Origin of the sequence: Massilia sp. CFBP 13721 (genome assembly GCF_014842025.1) — a bacterium.
GTDB lineage: Bacteria > Pseudomonadota > Gammaproteobacteria > Burkholderiales > Burkholderiaceae_D > Telluria.
Genome location: NZ_JACYUY010000008.1, coordinates 211,256 through 227,098 on the forward strand (window position 1 = coordinate 211,256; position 15,843 = coordinate 227,098).

General features: G+C 66.3%; 12 protein-coding genes. 8 read left to right on the top strand and 4 right to left on the bottom strand.

What is annotated here, in order from left to right; genetic code table 11:
* Positions 1-101 precede the first annotated feature (101 nt).
* The 4 genes from IFT60_RS10680 (at position 102) to IFT60_RS10695 (ending at position 6,443) form a co-directional block, all read left to right on the top strand.
* Positions 102-1,076 (top strand): IS1595 family transposase, encoded by a 975-nt coding sequence (locus IFT60_RS10680; protein ID WP_192051947.1) that lies wholly within the window; start codon positions 102-104, stop codon positions 1,074-1,076.
* Between the two features lie 162 nt (positions 1,077-1,238).
* A complete protein-coding gene (locus IFT60_RS10685) occupies positions 1,239-2,075 on the top strand; it encodes a response regulator (protein ID WP_192051948.1) in 837 nt (278 codons plus the stop codon).
* A 236-nt stretch (positions 2,076-2,311) separates the two neighbouring features.
* A complete protein-coding gene (locus IFT60_RS10690; protein ID WP_374001220.1) occupies positions 2,312-5,317 on the top strand; it encodes a PAS domain-containing hybrid sensor histidine kinase/response regulator in 3,006 nt (1,001 codons plus the stop codon).
* Between the two features lie 133 nt (positions 5,318-5,450).
* Entirely contained in the window at positions 5,451-6,443 is a 993-nt protein-coding gene (locus tag IFT60_RS10695) for a GGDEF domain-containing response regulator (protein ID WP_192051949.1), read from the top strand.
* 212 nt (positions 6,444-6,655) lie between these two features.
* On the opposite strand, the gene IFT60_RS10700 is transcribed toward IFT60_RS10695, so the two are convergent.
* Positions 6,656-7,108 carry a hypothetical protein gene (locus IFT60_RS10700; protein ID WP_229510784.1) on the bottom strand — a complete coding sequence of 151 codons (453 nt, stop codon included), beginning with the start codon at positions 7,106-7,108 and terminating at the stop codon, positions 6,656-6,658.
* A gap of 273 nt (positions 7,109-7,381) precedes the next feature.
* Here IFT60_RS10700 and IFT60_RS10705 point away from each other — a divergent pair, with 273 nt between their 5' ends.
* Positions 7,382-9,010 carry a response regulator gene (locus tag IFT60_RS10705; RefSeq protein WP_192051950.1) on the top strand — a complete coding sequence of 543 codons (1,629 nt, stop codon included), beginning with the start codon at positions 7,382-7,384 and terminating at the stop codon, positions 9,008-9,010.
* Between the two features lie 208 nt (positions 9,011-9,218).
* Here IFT60_RS10705 and IFT60_RS10710 read toward each other — a convergent pair whose 3' ends face one another.
* The gene (locus IFT60_RS10710; RefSeq protein WP_192051951.1) at positions 9,219-9,686 is read right to left on the bottom strand and encodes a hemerythrin domain-containing protein; all 468 of its coding nucleotides are present in this window, start codon (positions 9,684-9,686) and stop codon (positions 9,219-9,221) included.
* A gap of 192 nt (positions 9,687-9,878) precedes the next feature.
* Between IFT60_RS10710 and IFT60_RS10715 the strand changes: the two genes are divergently transcribed.
* A complete protein-coding gene (locus IFT60_RS10715; RefSeq protein WP_192051952.1) occupies positions 9,879-10,595 on the top strand; it encodes a sensor histidine kinase in 717 nt (238 codons plus the stop codon).
* A gap of 169 nt (positions 10,596-10,764) precedes the next feature.
* Here IFT60_RS10715 and IFT60_RS10720 read toward each other — a convergent pair whose 3' ends face one another.
* Both IFT60_RS10720 and IFT60_RS10725 read right to left on the bottom strand, forming a co-directional pair.
* Positions 10,765-12,069, bottom strand: coding sequence for an NAD(P)/FAD-dependent oxidoreductase (locus IFT60_RS10720; protein WP_192051953.1), 1,305 nt, complete (start codon positions 12,067-12,069; stop codon positions 10,765-10,767).
* Between the two features lie 103 nt (positions 12,070-12,172).
* Entirely contained in the window at positions 12,173-12,658 is a 486-nt protein-coding gene (locus IFT60_RS10725) for a hypothetical protein (RefSeq protein WP_192051954.1), read from the bottom strand.
* Positions 12,659-12,824: 166 nt separating this feature from the next.
* Between IFT60_RS10725 and IFT60_RS26800 the strand changes: the two genes are divergently transcribed.
* Together IFT60_RS26800 and IFT60_RS10730 are read left to right on the top strand one after the other, a co-directional pair.
* A complete protein-coding gene (locus IFT60_RS26800; RefSeq protein ID WP_267874648.1) occupies positions 12,825-12,953 on the top strand; it encodes a hypothetical protein in 129 nt (42 codons plus the stop codon).
* 90 nt (positions 12,954-13,043) lie between these two features.
* The gene (locus IFT60_RS10730) at positions 13,044-14,288 is read left to right on the top strand and encodes a DEAD/DEAH box helicase (protein ID WP_192051955.1); all 1,245 of its coding nucleotides are present in this window, start codon (positions 13,044-13,046) and stop codon (positions 14,286-14,288) included.
* The last annotated feature ends 1,555 nt before the right edge of the window (positions 14,289-15,843 follow it).

The following is a 15,843-nucleotide window of genomic DNA, read 5'->3' on the forward strand; positions in this document are numbered from 1 at the left end:
CGGGCTTTTTTTTGGGCGCTGTCACCGTTCGCTATGGATGAGGCTTGAACTGCTGAGCTGTTTCGCGGTCGAACCCATATCGCCATCGATAGGGATCTGCCATGAAAGCGCCAGCGTTCAAGAGGTGGTTCGCGGCATTGCCGACACTGAATCAGCCGCAGCGGCTACGGGTACTCGAGGCCTTGCGGCCGGCGGCCGGGCTGCACCAGCTGCTCGCGCTGATCGACCAAGTGCGCGGCCCCGGGCGCCGCTGCCCGCATTGCTGCTGTTCCGGCTGGCACCGTCATGGCCACGCGAACGGCCTGCAGCGCTATCGCTGCCGCCAGTGCCAGCGCACTTACAACGACCTCACCGGCACGCCGCTGGCTCGGCTGAGGTTGCGCGCCAAATGGCTGGACTGCTTCTCTGCGCTGCTCGCGTCGCGCCCGGTGCGCGCAGCGGCAGAGCAGCTGCAAGTGCACCGCAATACCGCATTCAGATGGCGCCACCGTTTTCTCGAGCGGGTCAAGGACGACCGGCCCTCGTGCCTGAACGGCATCGCCGAGGCCGACGAAATGTTCCTGCTCGAATCACAGAAAGGGTCACGCAAGCTCGACCGGGCACCGCGCAAGCGCGGCGGCGCAGCGGGCAGGCGCGGCATCTCGCGCGAGCTCGACTGCATCCTGGTGGCGCGCGACCGCAGCGGCCGGACAATCGACGCCGCCACCGGACGCGGCGCCCTGAACAAGGCGCAACTCGAGCGCCATTTGCTGCCTTACCTCGACCGGCAAGTGCTGCTGGTCACCGACGCGCATGCGGCTTACCGCGCCTTCGCACGTGCGCACGGCATTGCGCACCAGGCCGTCAATCTGCGCGCCAGCGAACGCGTCCGCCGCGAGGCGGCAGGCGCTATCCACGTTCAGAATGTGAATGCCTATCACCGCCGCTTGCGTGAATGGCTGGCGCGGTTCCACGGCATCGCGTCGCGCTACCTGCCGAATTACCTGGGCTGGCGCCGGGCGCTCGATGGCGGCAAGGTCACTTCTGCCGATCAATTGCTGCGCCTGGCGATCGGCCCCATCCACAGCGAACGGTGACAGCGCCTTTTTTTGCGCCGCATGCCTTTGCCTGCGCGACTGGCAGCGGCTCCCGCCGATCGGGCCGCCCGCTTTGCCTCCCGCGCTTCACCATGCCGACAGGCAGCCACCTTTTAGTGTACGATTCGGCCATGTTTTTGAATATACAACAGGCCGTTCCCCATGTTCGCTTCCGGTAACCCAGCGTCGTCCGCCGCCCGCACCGCTTCTTCCTATGACTGGCGCGCCAGCGCGCTCGGCGATCCGGCGCAGTGGCCGCAGCCGCTGCGCACGGCCGCCGATCTGATGTTCAACACGCCGTTGCCGATGCTGCTGGCCTGGGGCGAGCAGCCGCTGGTGCTGTACAACGAAGCCTACGCGGCGCTGGCCGGTCCCGGCCTGGCGCGCGCGCCGGGCGGTACGGTGCCGGCGCTGCTGCCGCCGCCCCTGGCCGCTGCGGCCGAGGCGCTGGCGGCGGCGCGGCGCGGCGAGCCGGCCTGCGTGCCCGGGGCGCAGCTGGACTTCGGCGGCGCAGCGGCGCGCTTCGACCTCTACTTCACTCCGCTCAGCGAAGCCCACCAGCCCGGCGGCGTGCTGTGCGCGCTCGCTCCAGCTACCGACGCAGTGCAGGCGCAGCCGGCCGAGGAGCCGGGCACCCTGAGCATCCTGGTGGTCGAGGACAATCTCGATTCGCAGTACCTGGTGTGCGAGATGCTCAAGGCCTTTGGCTACGAAGCCGACGGCGTGGCCCACCCGGACGACGCGCTGGCGCACCTCGCCGCGCGCCATTACCACGTGCTGTTTACCGACGTCAGCCTGCCCGGCATGTCCGGCGTCGACCTCGCGCGGCTGGCGCTGCAGCGCTATGCGCACATGAAAGTGATCTTTGCCTCTGGCTACGGCGATATGCTGCTGCGCCACCTGGACTTCCCTTACCAGTCGCTGCAAAAGCCCTACGAGCTCGACCAGCTGCAAGATGCGCTCGGGCAAGTCAGCAGCGCATTACGGACGGGCGCCTGAGTGGCGCCCAGGCGTGTGCAGTCAAACCGCCCGGCCGGGCTAGAATGGCCGGGTGCGGCCTTTCGTCGCATCCGCACCGACGCTTGCGCGCGCCATGCCGCCGCCCAGCCCCTGATCCAGTCCAACTGCAGCCGAATCCCTGCTTTGCCCATGCTTTCCACTAATACGCTACCGTGCCCTCCCCGCCCCGCCGCTGCCGCGGGCGCGTCCGCCATGCCGGTTGCCGGAGGCGCCGCGTGAGCGACCGCGACGACCTCGAACTCATGCGCGCGGCGGCCTTGCGCAACGCCACCACCGTGCTCGCCGCGCGCCAGCAGGCCGAGGCCGAGCTGGCGGCCGCGAAGGAAGCGCTGCGCCAGGCCAACGAGCGCACGGAAAACATGCTCGAGAGCCTGACCGACGCCTTTTGCGCGGTCGACTTCGAATGGCGCATCACTTACGTCAACGGGCGCGCCTTGCAACTGCTGGCGCCGCTGAACAAGTCGCGCGAAGGCCTGGTCGGCAAGCGCCTGTGGGAAGAATTCGAAGAGCTCGGCGGCACCAACCTGGCGCTCGAACTGGAACGCGCGATGCGTTCGCGCCAGACCGGCAGCCGCGAATTCTTCTATCCGCGCCTGGCGATCTGGCTGGAAGCGCGCATGTACCCGTCGCCGGACGGGCTGACCCTGTATTTCCACGACATCACGCGGCGCCGCGCTGACCAGCAAGCCCTGATCGACGGCAACAGCCGGCTGCAGGTGGCACTGGCCGCCGGGCGCCTGGGCGACTGGCGCTGGGATGCCGCCACCGACCGCGTCAGCCTGGGCGAACGCGCCGCCGAAATCCTCGGCCTGGATCCGACGCAGCCGCATGCCTGGGCCGAACTGCGCGCACGCCTGGACGAGCCGGACCGCGAAGCCGTGCGCCGCGAAGTGGGCCATGCCTTCCACACGCGCACCGACCTGAACATCGAATGCCGGCTGCTGCCCGACGGCGGCCCGGCGCGCTGGATCGCCCTGGTCGGCCGCGCCGACGTCGCCGATCCCGCCCTGCCCGGCAGCGTTACCGGCATGACCGGCGTGGTGCAGGACATCAGCTCGCGCAAGAGCGCCGAAGACAGCCTGCGCCAGAGCGAAGAGGTCTTGCGCGCGCTGGCCAACACGATTCCACAACTGGCCTGGATGGCGCGCGCCGACGGCGCCATCGTCTGGTTCAACGAGCGCTGGTACGAGTACAGCGGCACCACCCCGGAAAACGCCACCGGCTGGGGCTGGCAAGACACGATCGAGCCCGACGCCCTCCCCGCCATGCTGGAACACTGGCGCTCCTCGATCAGGAGCGGCGAGCCGTTCGAGATGGAATACCCGATCCGCGGCGCCGACGGCCAGTACCGCTGGTTCCTCACGCGCGTCAATGCCGTGCGCGACCGCCATGGCAAGGTGGTGCGCTGGTTCGGCACGAATACCGACGTCGACCAGGTCAAGCGCGTCGAGCAGGCGCTGCGCGAAGAATCGAAAGTGCTCGAGCTGCTCAACAACACCGGCAGCGCGCTCGCCTCCACGCGCGACCTGCGCTCGCTGCTGCAAGTGGCCACCGACGCCGCCAGCGGCATCGCCGGCGCCCGCTTCGGCGCCTTCTTTTATCACGGCAAGGAAAGCGAAGGACCCAAGTTCTCCTTGTATACGCTCTCGGGTGGCACCGCCAACGAATTCCAGAGCTTCGGCGAGCCGCAGGCCAGCGCCCTGTTCGGACCGAGCTTCCGCGGCGCCGGCCTGGTGCGCCTGGACGACATCATGGACGATCCGCGCTATGGCCGCAGCCCGACGCAGTTCAGCCTGCTGTCGGGCCAGCCGACCGTGCGCAGCTACCTGGCCGTGCCGGTCATGGCCGGCTCGGGCGAAGTGCTGGGCACGATGTTCTTCGGCCACCCGGAACCGGGCATCTTTACGGAACGCACCGAACGCATCGTGCGCGGCATCGCCGCCCAGGCCGCGGTGGCGCTCGACAACACCCGGCTGTACGAAGCGGCGCAGCAGGCCGCCGAAGAGCGCAAGGTCTTGCTGGAAAGCGAACGCGAGGCGCGCGCCGAGGCCGAACGCTCGAGCCAGATGAAGGACGAGTTCCTGGCCACGCTCTCGCACGAACTGCGCACCCCGCTCTCGGCGATCCTCGGCTGGGCGCAAGTGCTGCGCCGCGGCGGCAAGGACGAAGCCGACCTGCAGCGCGGCCTGCAGACGATCGAACGCAATGCGCGCGCCCAGGCCCAGCTGATCGAAGACTTGCTCGACATGAGCCGCATCACCTCCGGCAAGGTGCTGCTCGACATGCAGACCCTGAAGCCCGAAGGCTTCCTCGACGCCGCCATCGAAACGGTGCGCCCGGCGGCCGACGCCAAGAACATCCGCATCGAGAAGCGCTACCAGCCCGACCCCGGCATGGTCGCCGGCGACGCCGCGCGCCTGCAGCAGGTGGTGTGGAACCTGCTGTCGAACGCGATCAAGTTCACCCCGCGCGACGGCCTGGTCACGGTCGAACTGGCGGGACGCGACGGCTCGGTCGTGGTCACGGTGCACGATACCGGCAGCGGCATCCGCCCGGAATTCATCACCCACGTGTTCGAGCGCTTCCGCCAGGCCGACGCCTCGATGACGCGCCGCCACGGCGGGCTCGGCCTGGGCCTGGCGATCGTCAAGCACCTGATCGAGCAGCATGGCGGTACCGTGCGCGCGGAAAGCCCGGGCGAGGGGCAAGGATCGCGCTTCTCGTTCGAACTGCCGCTGGCCAAGGCCATGACCCGCGCCGAGCGCCGCAGCGCCATGATCCTCGGCAGCCCGCCGCCGGCCGCGCCCGACCTGACCCTGCGCGACCTCTCCGGCGTGTCGGTGCTGGTGGTCGACGACGACCGCGATGCGCGCGAGCTGATCCTGCGCATCCTCACCGATTGCCAGGCCAGAGTACGCATCGCCGCCAGCGCGCGCGAAGCCTTCGAAGCCTTGCAGGCGGACATGCCCGACCTCCTGATCAGCGACCTCGGCATGCCCGAAGTCGATGGTTTTGAGTTATTGTCTTGGGTACGGGCCCTGCCGCGCGACCGCGGCGGCCTGTTGCCGGCGGTGGCGCTGACCGCGTTCGCCCGTTCCGAAGACCGCCTGCGCGCGCTGGAAGCGGGCTTCAGTTCGCATATTTCGAAGCCGGTCGAACCGAACGAATTGATCGAAGCGGTAGGCTCCCTGGTACGCCGCCCAAGTGTAAGAAAACGTTAATGAAGTTCCTACCGTAGGACGCGGCGCTGTCCTACAAGAAATTCTTTTGGGTTTGTTAGACTACTTGAAGTGGGAAAGTTGGATTGACTTAACGAAATTATTTTCCTTCAAGTACCTTTCGAAGAGACTAAGCATGCCGAGCAGACAAGAAATTTTGAACGCCAAGATCCTGGTCGTGGACGATTCGCCAGACAATATCGAATTGATGGAAGAGATATTGCGCGAAGAAGGCTACAGCAATGTCAGCTCGACCATGGAGCCGGAGCAAGTCTGCCCGCTGCACCGCGAGCACAACTACGACCTCATCCTGCTCGACCTGCAAATGCCGGGCCTGAACGGTTTCCAGGTCATGAAAAGCCTGAAGGAAATCGAAAAAGGCGGCTACCTGCCGGTGCTGGCCCTGACCGCGCAGCCGAGTTTCAAGATCGCCGCCCTGGAAGCCGGCGCGCGCGACTTCATCAGCAAACCGTTCGACCTGCTGGAAGTGCACAAGCGCATCCACAACATGCTCGAAGTACGCCTGCTCTATAAAGAGCTGGCCCAGTATTCGAAAGCCCAGCAGGAACTGGCCCTGCACGACGCCCTCACCGGCCTGCCCAACCGGCGCCTGCTGGAAGACCGCATCGAAACCGCCCTGCAGCACGCCAACCGCAGCCATGCCAAGGCCGCGATCATGTATCTCGACCTGGATGGCTTCAAGGCGATCAACGATACCTATGGCCATGCCTATGGCGACGAGATCCTGAAAATGGTGTCGCAGCGCCTGCTGGCCAACTCGCGTAAGGAAGACACGGTCGCGCGCCTCGGCGGTGATGAATTCATGGTCGTGCTCGGCGACATCCACAGCCTGGCCGACGCCCAGGGCCCGGCCGCCAAGCTGGTCGACGCCCTGGTCGAGCCCTTCTTCATCAACGACCTCACCTTGCGCCTGTCGACCTCGATCGGCATCAGCATCTATCCGGACGACGCCGAATCGGTCGACGCCCTGATCAGCATCGCCGACTACGCGCTGTACGAAGCCAAGCGCGCCGGCAAGAACCGATATTGCTCGACCGGCAGCAAGCCGCAGGCGGCGGCGGTCAAGACGCCGGCCAAGCAGGTGCCGGAGCTGGCGCCGCACAGGTAGTTTGTTTTATTTTCAGGAGAGCCCGGTTCGAGTTTGAATCGGGCTTTTTTACGTTCGGGCTTGTGGAAGCGGTGCGGTGTGCCGTGGGACGTACCGGTGGGCATGCCCACCGGTTACGGCGGTTGATCATTGGCCGCACAAACGACAACGGCGCACCGACCCACATGACTGCAGATCGGTGCGCCGTTCGGTTGGACCGATTGACAGCTACATTACGCCGTGCCGATATCCTTCGACCCGGTCTGCGTGCTGCCGACGTTGGTCTGCCCACAAGCTTGCTCATTGTGCGCAGCGATTTCCAAAGCATGCTGGTGGTCGCGCGCCGCTTCTACTTTCTCGGGGGCGACTTCGATGCGGGTAATACCCGAATCGACCGAAATCGGGTCGCTGGCCGGGAAGGTCATCTCGACGGCATCATCGAGCAAGGTTTCCTTGGCCGTTTCCGAGGCCGACAGGGAGCCGGGGGCGGCAATCATTTCGATGGCGAAGGCATTCGCGATGACCTGGTGGCGCGCCAGCTGGCCGATGGTGGTCACATTGAAGGCTTCCTGCAAGGCGCGGGCTTCTTTTTCGCCGATGCCATGCAGGGCGGTGAGCGGTGCATCCACCAGTTCCGCAAACGATTTGTCGCGGTACTGCTCGGTAACGATGGTATCGATATTCATTTTTTTCCTTTCTAGTAAGCAGCCTGTTCCTGACGTTCGACATGGTTGAACGGGACACGGTTCCACTATCGCATCCGGCGCCGCTTTCGTATGTGCGCTGCCGAACATGCACCAGCGCGCACGATTACTCGCAGTTGCTTGCGATTACCATAAATTGCCGTGCTATCATTTCGACAGCTTGATTCGTGTCTTTACTTTGGAAAACAAAGGCGGTCTGCTATCCTTTCATTCCGCGAAAATTTCGGCCATTCCGACGAACGCAGCAGGAACGACGTGCCAACTACCGACAAACCTAAAATTCTGGTCGTGAACGACGATGCGGCCAGCCTGCTCGCTCTTTCCAGCCTGCTCGATCAATGGGCCGACGAGACCGGCTATACGGTCCTGTCCGCGCGCTCCGGCCAGGAAGCACTGCGCCAGGTGCTGCTGCACGACTTCGCCGTGATCATCCTCGACGTCAACATGCCCGGCATGGACGGCTTCGAAACCGCCGAGGCGATCCACCAGCGCGCGCGCTCGGCCGACATCCCGATCATTTTCGTGACCGCCTTCCTGGCCGATGAGATCGACCGCCTGAAGGCTTACCAGCGCGGCGCCGCCGACTTCCTGTTCACGCCCGTGATCCCGCAGATCCTGCACGCCAAGGTGTCGGTGTTCGTTGCCCTCGCCAACAAGAACGAGCAGCTGCGGCGCCAGACCGAAAAACTCTCGCAGCGCACCGAGGAACTGACCGGCACCAACGAGCGCCTGATGCGCGAGATCGAGGACCGCCAGGCGGCCGAGGCCAAGAGCCATGCCAAGGACGAATTCCTGGCCATGCTCGGCCACGAGCTGCGCAATCCGCTGTCGGCCATTTCCAGCGCCGCCGCCCTGATCGACATGCCGGGCGCGCACGCCGAGATGGCCTCGCGCGCGCGCCAGATCATCCAGCGCCAGACCCAGCACCTGTCGCGCATCGTCGACGACCTGCTCGACCTGTCGCGCGCGATGTCCGGCAAGATCCTGCTGGCCCGCAAACCAGTCGACATGGCCAGCCTGGTCGGCGCCTGCCTCGACACCTTCCGCGCCACCGGCCGCACCGGCGGCTACCGCATCAACGTCGACCTGGCGCCGAACTGGGTCGACGGCGACCCGACCCGCCTGGAACAGATCGCCACCAACCTGATCGACAACGCGATCAAGTACACGCCGGCCGGCGGCACGATCGACATCACCATCGGCCAGGACGGCGACGAGGTGCTGCTTACGGTGCGCGATACCGGCGTGGGCATCGCCCCCGACCTGCTGCCGCACGTGTTCGACGTCTTCGTGCAGGGCTCGATCAGCCTCGACCGTGCGCAAGGCGGCCTCGGCATCGGCCTGTCGCTGGTACGGCGCCTGGTCGAACTGCACGGCGGCAGCGTCGGCGCGGCCAGCAGCGGCGCCGGCGAAGGCAGCGCGTTCACCATTCGCCTGCCGCGCGCCGACGCGGCCCAGGCCGCAGTGACAACGCCCTCGGCGCAGCCTGCGGCGGAACCGGGCAAGCCGCCGGTGCTGCTGATCGAAGACAACGAGGATGGCCGCGAGATGATGGCGACCATGCTCGACGTGTATGGCTATCCGGTGCTGCAGTCGGGCGACGGGCTCGACGGCGTGGCGCAGGCGACGGCGCACCTGCCGACGATCGCCCTGGTCGACATCGGCTTGCCCGGCATCGACGGCTACGAAGTGGCGCGGCGCCTGCGCGCCAATCCGGCCACCAGCGCCATGCGCCTGATCGCCCTCACCGGCTATGGCCTGGCGGACGACCAGCGCCGCGTGCTGGAAGCGGGTTTCGACATGCACTTGGTGAAGCCGGTCGACATCGCCCAGCTGCTGGGAGCGCTGGGCGAGCCGGCGCCGCTGCGGGCATCGGCGCAGTAAGCATAGAAGAACAAAAACGGCGCCGCGGCGCCGTTTCTACATTCGATCACAAGCACGTAGGGTGGACGGCTGCGCCGTCCACGCGTTCAAACCGAAGCAACACCGTAGCAGCCCATGCTGTGCCTGGACGCGTGGACGGGAAACCCGCCTTTCGCGGCCCGGTCCACCCTACGCGCATTGCGTCATTTCAATTATTGCGTCGCTTCGCTTATTGAGTAGCTTCAATTTCCTGCTGGCGCGCTTTCATTTCCTCGCCCAGCGCCTGCAGGTCCAGCTTCAGCTGGCGCGTTTTCGGGAACATTTCCTTCTCTTCTTCCTCGACGTGGTGCTCGATCATTTCGCTCAGCACCTTCACCTTGGCGTCGTACAGGTCGTCGCCCGGGTCCATTTCCATGATCTGGGCGATCAGGTCTTTCGCCGAAGCGTGCTCGACCACGGCCTCGTCGACCATGTCTTCGGTGTCTTCGCTCGCTTCGCGGGTGGCCGGGTAGAAGATCTCTTCCTCGATCTGGGTGTGCATGATCAGCGCCTTGCAGATCTCGTCGGCCAGCTTCTTCTTGCTGACCTTGGCGCGGTCGGTCATGTTTTCGAAGCGCTCGAACATCTCTTCGACTTCGCGGTGCTGTTGGGTCAGCAGTTCGACGGCATCGACGCCTGCATTCGTATTGTTCGGCATGGGAACTCCCTGAAAAGTGTCCGGTTTTATAAAATATGATTTTATTAAGTACAGGCCTCCAGCATCCTCCGAAACGGGGTGCTCTACCGTTCGGCAGCGCACGCAGGCGGCGCGGTGGCAGCGGTGCGGCGGCGTGCGCACTTCCCCTACGAAGCTGTTGTATGATTTGGGAAACATTCAACCGAGCCCACGATGACCGCACCGGACCCGCAACACCCCGACCCGGAACTGGAACGGCTGGTTGCCGAACGCACCGCCGCACTGACCGAGCTGGTCGCCCACCTGATGACTTGCTGGGACGACGAGCGCCGCCTGCTGGCGCGCAAGCTGCACGACAGCCTCGGTTCGTCGATGACGGCGCTCACCATGCACCTGGGCTTGCTCTCGAAAGGCCTCACCGACGCCAAGACGATCGACCGTGCCCAGCAGATGAAGACCCTGCTGAACGGCATCATCGACACCAACCGCACCGTGCAGCTGTCGCTGTGGAACGACAAGCTCGAATTCCTCGGCATCAAGGCGGCGCTGGCCGAGCTGGTGGCCGAGTTCGGCCAGCAGCACGGCATCACGGCCCGCGCCAGCCTGCCCGACGACGATGACGGCTATCCGCGCGCCCAGGGCGTGGCGCTGCTGCGCTGCGCCGAGGAAGGCTTGCAGAATGCCTTGCAACACGGCCGCGCCGCGACGGTCGACGTGATCCTCGACGACGATGGCGAACAATTGATGATGACAGTGCGCGACGATGGCGTCGGCTTGTCACAGCCGGCGCCGCCGGAATCGCTGCGCTGCCACGGCTTGCGTTTGCTGCGCGAACGGGCGCGCGCGCTGGGGGGAGATGTGACGCTGGCCGGGGTGGATGGCGGAGGAACCGCGTTGACCATGATTTTGCCGCGTAATCAGGACAATTAAGGTTCTTGGCGCGCGGTGATTGTGGGGTAGTCGACGGCACGTAAACGCGTGGACGGAGTCCATCCTACATGCGCGGCTGTTCGTCATTCATGCCCGAAACGGCGCGCACCGTAGGGTGGACTCCGTCCACGCGTTTTACGTGCTGTTGCACACAGCACCGCCCCCGTGATCAGTGCAGCTTCACCAACGGCGTCGTCCTGCGAATCAGGAAACGCGCCACCGCCAGCACCCCAGTCCGCATCGCCCCCAGCACCGCCTGGTGGTGCATCAGGTGCAAACTCGTGTACATCACGCGCCCGATCATGCCTTCGACGAACCAGCTGGCGCCGCTGAGCGAGCCCATCAGGCTGCCGACGCTGGTCGTCTTGCCGAGCGAGACAAGCGAGCCGTAGTCGCGGTAGCGATAAGGCTTTTCGTCGACCGGCTTGCCCTTGGCGCGGCGCAGGAATTGTTTCAGCAGGTAGTCGGCCTGCTGGTGCGCGGCCTGCGCGCGTGGCGGCACCGGTTTTCCGGAAGCGTCGATGCAGGCGGCGCAGTCGCCCAGCGCATACACGCCGGGCACGCCCGGTACCCGCAGCTGCGGATCGACCTCGATCTGGCCGCCCTTGGTGACCGGCAGCCCGAGCGTGCCGAGGAATTCGGGCGCGCGGATGCCCGCCGCCCACACGCACAGGCTGGCCGGATAGACGTTGCCGTCGTTGTCGAGCACGCGGTCGGCGTCGATCTTGGTGACGCGGCAGTTGTTGACGACGCGGATGCCGCGCTCGTCGAGCAGTTTGAGGGCCGCGGCCGAGACGCGCTCGGGCAGCGGCGCCAGGATGCGCGGCGCGCCTTCGAGCAGGGTGATGCGCACGTCGCGCTTGACCTGCAGGCGCGAGAAGCCGTAGGTGGCGTAGACGCCCGACGCCTCGCGCAGTTCGGCCGCCAGTTCGACGCCGGTGGCGCCGCCGCCGATGATGACGACGTCGAGCGCGGCATTGGCGTCGTTGCGTTCCTCGCGCGCCTGTTCGGCCACCGCCATCAGGCGCAGCAGGCGCAGGCGGAAGCGCTCGGCGTCTTCGGTGGCGTTCAGGGAAATCGTGTTTTCGCGCGCGCCGGGCACGCCGAAATAATTCGAGGTGCTGCCGACCGCGATCACCAGCGAACCGTAATCGATGCGGCGTTCGTGCAGCACGTCTTCGCCGTCGGAGGCGCGCACCGCGCCGACCGTGATGCGGCGGGCACCATGGTCGAGCGCCGTCATCGGGCCGTAGACGAAGGTGAAACCGTTATCGTGAGCCAGCATCTGATAGGACAGGCCCTCCTGGTGGATGTCGAGGGTGCCGGCCGCCACCTCGTGCAGCGACGGCTTCCAGATGTGGTACAGCCGCGTATCGACCAGCATCACCTTCGAGGGACCGAGCTTGCGCCCGAGTTTGCAGGCCAGTTCCAGTCCGCCCGCCCCGCCACCAACGATCACGATTTCGCTCTGCAAAGCCACCCTCCGTTCGATATGCCGCCGGCGCAGGCCGGTTATTGGCTACCTGGCAAGTGTACACCCGCAGCAAAAACCACGTCGCCGCCGGCCGCGTGTGGCTTTAGTGTCCGCGGCCGTGGCCGTGGCCGTGCCTGTCGTGGCGGTCGTGCCTGTCGTGGCGGTCATGGTGGCCGTGGCCGCCGCGGCGGTCGTCATGGCGCACGACGTGGTGCACTTCGCGTACGTCGCGGTAGCCGTGGTGGCGCGCACGGTAATGCGGCGCATAGGTGTTGGTGTACCAGTCGTCGCGCACGAACATCACCGGACGCGCACAGGCATCGTAGCGGCTGCAATGGCGCGACCAGTTCTTGCGGTGGCCGGGCGGTACGCGCAGGTAGACCGGCTGGGCGCGCACGTGGCGCACTTCGCGCACGATGACCGGTTGGCGGGCGTAGACGACCGGCGCCGGGCCATAGTCGCCGAGATCGAGGCGGCCGTAGAAACCGGGCTGGCCAACGTGGATGCTGACGTTGGTTTGCGCCAATGCCGGAAAGGCAGCCGCGGCGAGGGCGGCGCCCAGGAACAGGGAGCGGAGCGGAGATGTCATGGTGGTCCTCACGGTGCGATGTTGCGTGAACTGTATCAGCGCAAGGTTGAAACTTAGTTGGTTGCAACAGACCGTTACACTTGTCGCAACGCCGTAACGCGCCAGGAATCCGCCCGTATCCGGCGCCGCCGAATCCCGCTATCATGGGTGCAAAGGAGGAATCGCCATGACCATGCGTGCCCTGCGCTGCGGCGCCATCGCCCTTGCCTGCCTGCTGGCCAGCGCCTGCAAGGACCGCCCGGAACCGGTCAAGCCGATCGCCGCGACGCCCCTGCTCTGCTGCATCGATTACTGAACCGTGCCGGGCAAGTGCCGGCATAAATTCATCACGCGCCCGGGCTGCGCACGGTAAACTGTGGGCTGTTCATTTGCCCCAAGGTTTTGCATGTCGTTTTCCTCGCTCGGCCTGATCGACCAGATCACGCGCACCCTCGACACCCTCGCCTACAGCACGCCGACGCCGGTCCAGGAGCAGGCGATTCCCGCCGTGCTGGCCGGGCGCGACGTCATGGCCGCGGCCCAGACCGGCACCGGCAAGACCGCCGGCTTCGCCCTGCCGCTGCTGCAGCGCCTGGCCATGAAAGGCCAGGTCTCCTCCAACGCCGCGCGCGCCCTGGTGCTGGTGCCGACGCGCGAACTGGCCGAGCAGGTGCACGACAGCTTCAAGGTCTACGGCGCCGGCCTGCCGCTCCGCACCATGGTCGCCTATGGCGGCGTCAGCATCAATCCGCAGATGATGGCGCTGCGCAAAGGCGTGGACGTGCTGGTCGCCACGCCGGGCCGCCTGCTCGACCTGCAGCGCCAGAACGCCCTGAAACTGAACGAGGTGGCGATGCTGGTGCTGGACGAGGCCGACCGCATGCTCGACCTCGGCTTCTCGCGCGAACTCGACGCGATCCTGGCCGCACTGCCCAAGAAGCGCCAGACCCTGCTGTTCTCGGCCACCTTCTCCGATCCGATCCGGGCGCTGGCGAACCGGCTGATGCGCGACCCGGTCAGGATCGAGACGGCGCCGCGCAACACGACGGTCAAGGCGATCGAGCAGTGGGTGGTCACGGTCGACAAGAAGCGCAAGTCCGAACTGTTCCTGCACCTGCTGAAAAAGCATGGCTGGGACCAGGTGCTTGCCTTTGTGAAGACGCGGCGCGGGGTGGACGAGCTGGTCGCGCTGCTGGCCGCGAAACGCATCGACGCCGACTCGATCCACGGCGACAAGCCGCAGCCGGCGCGCCTGCGCGCACTCGAACGCTTCAAGGCCGGCGAAGTGCGCATCCTGGTCGCCACCGACGTCGCCGCGCGCGGCCTCGACATCGACGACCTGCCGGTAGTGGTGAATTTCGATTTGCCGATCGTGGCCGAGGACTACGTCCACCGCACCGGCCGTACCGGCCGCGCCGGCGCCTCGGGCGAAGCGGTCTCGCTGGTCTGCGCCGACGAGGTGCAGCAGTTGGCGGCGATCGAGCAGCTGACCGGGCAAACCCTCAACCGCATCGAAGAACCCGGGTTCGCACCGGATCACCGCGTGCCGGAAACCGATGCCAGCGGCCAGATCGTCAAGAAACCGAAAAAGCCGAAGAAGCCGAAGGGCGATGCCAAGGTCGTGACCGAGGACGTGCGCTTCCGGCGTTGATGATGTGTAGGGTGGTCGGCTTCACCCGACCAGGTGAAAGGACGCTGCTTGTCCGCCGCCCACGCGTTCAACGCACGTTTGAGGCGGCGCGAGGTTTCCGGAGCCGGTTGAACGCGTGGGCGGCGTCAGGCGCTGCCGCTGCCCACGCACCCGGGTGGAGCCGTCCACCCTACGGGTATGCCAGACGCGCAGCCGATATCGCTTGCAGCAGGACGTAGGGTGGACGGCTGTATCCGGCAATGTGAATAACCGCGGCGCATTCGCCGCCCACGCGTTCAACGCACGGATGGAGCGGCGCGAGGTTTCCGGAGCCGGTTGAACGCGTGGGCGGCGTCAGGCGCTGCCGCTGCCCACGCACCCGGGTGGAGCCGTCCACCCTACGGGTATGCCAGACGCGCAGCCGATATCGCTTGCAGCAGGACGTAGGGTGGACGGCTGCACCCGGCGCGGTGAGCAGACGCGGCTCCTGCGCCGCCCACGCGTTCAACGCACGGATGGAGCGGCGCGAGGTTTCCGGAGCCGGTTGAACGCGTGGGCGGCGTCAGGCGCTGCCGCTGCTCACGCACCCAGGTGGAGCCGTCCACCCTACGGGTATGCCAGACGCGCAGCCGATATCGCATGCAGCAGGACGTAGGGTGGGCGGCTACACCCGTCGCGGGGAACAGAAGCTGCTGATGCGCCGCCCACGCGTTCAACGCACGGATGGAGCGGCGCGAGGTTTCCGGAGCCGGTTGAACGCGTGGGCGGCGTCAGGCGCTGCCGCTGCCCACGCACCCGGGTGGAGCCGTCCACCCTACGGGTATGCCAGACGCGCAGCCAATATCGCTTGCAGCAGGACGTAAGGTGGGCGGCTGTACCCGGCAACGTGAATAACCGCGGTGCATTCGCCGCCCACGCGTTCAACGCACGGATGGAGCGGCGCGAGGTTTCCGGAGCCGGTTGAACGCGTGAGCGGCGTCAGGCGCTGCCGCTGCCCACGCACCCGGGTGGAGCCGTCCACCCTACGGGTATGCCAGACGCGCAGCCAATATCGCTTGCAGCAGGACGTAAGGTGGGCGGCTGTACCCGGCAACGTGAATAACCGCGGTGCATTCGCCGCCCACGCGTTCAACGCACGGATGGAGCGGCGCGAGGTTTCCGGAGCCGGTTGAACGCGTGGGCGGCGTCAGGCGCTGCCGCTGCCCACGCACCCGGGTGGAGCCGTCCACCCTACGGGTATGCCAGACGCGCAGCCAATATCGCTTGCAGCAGGACGTAAGGTGGGCGGCTGTACCCGGCAACGTGAATAACCGCGGTGCATTCGCCGCCCACGCGTTCAACGCACGGATGGAGCGGCGCGAGGTTTCCGGAGCCGGTTGAACGCGTGAGCGGCGTCAGGCGCTGCCGCTGCCCACGCACCCGGGTGGAGCCGTCCACCCTACGGGTATGCCAGACGCGCAGCCGATATCGCTTGCAGCAGGACGTAGGGTGGGCGGCTGTACCCGGCGTGAATAACCGCGGTGCATTCGCCGCCCACGCGTTCAACGCACGGATGGAGCGGCGCGAGGTTTCCGGA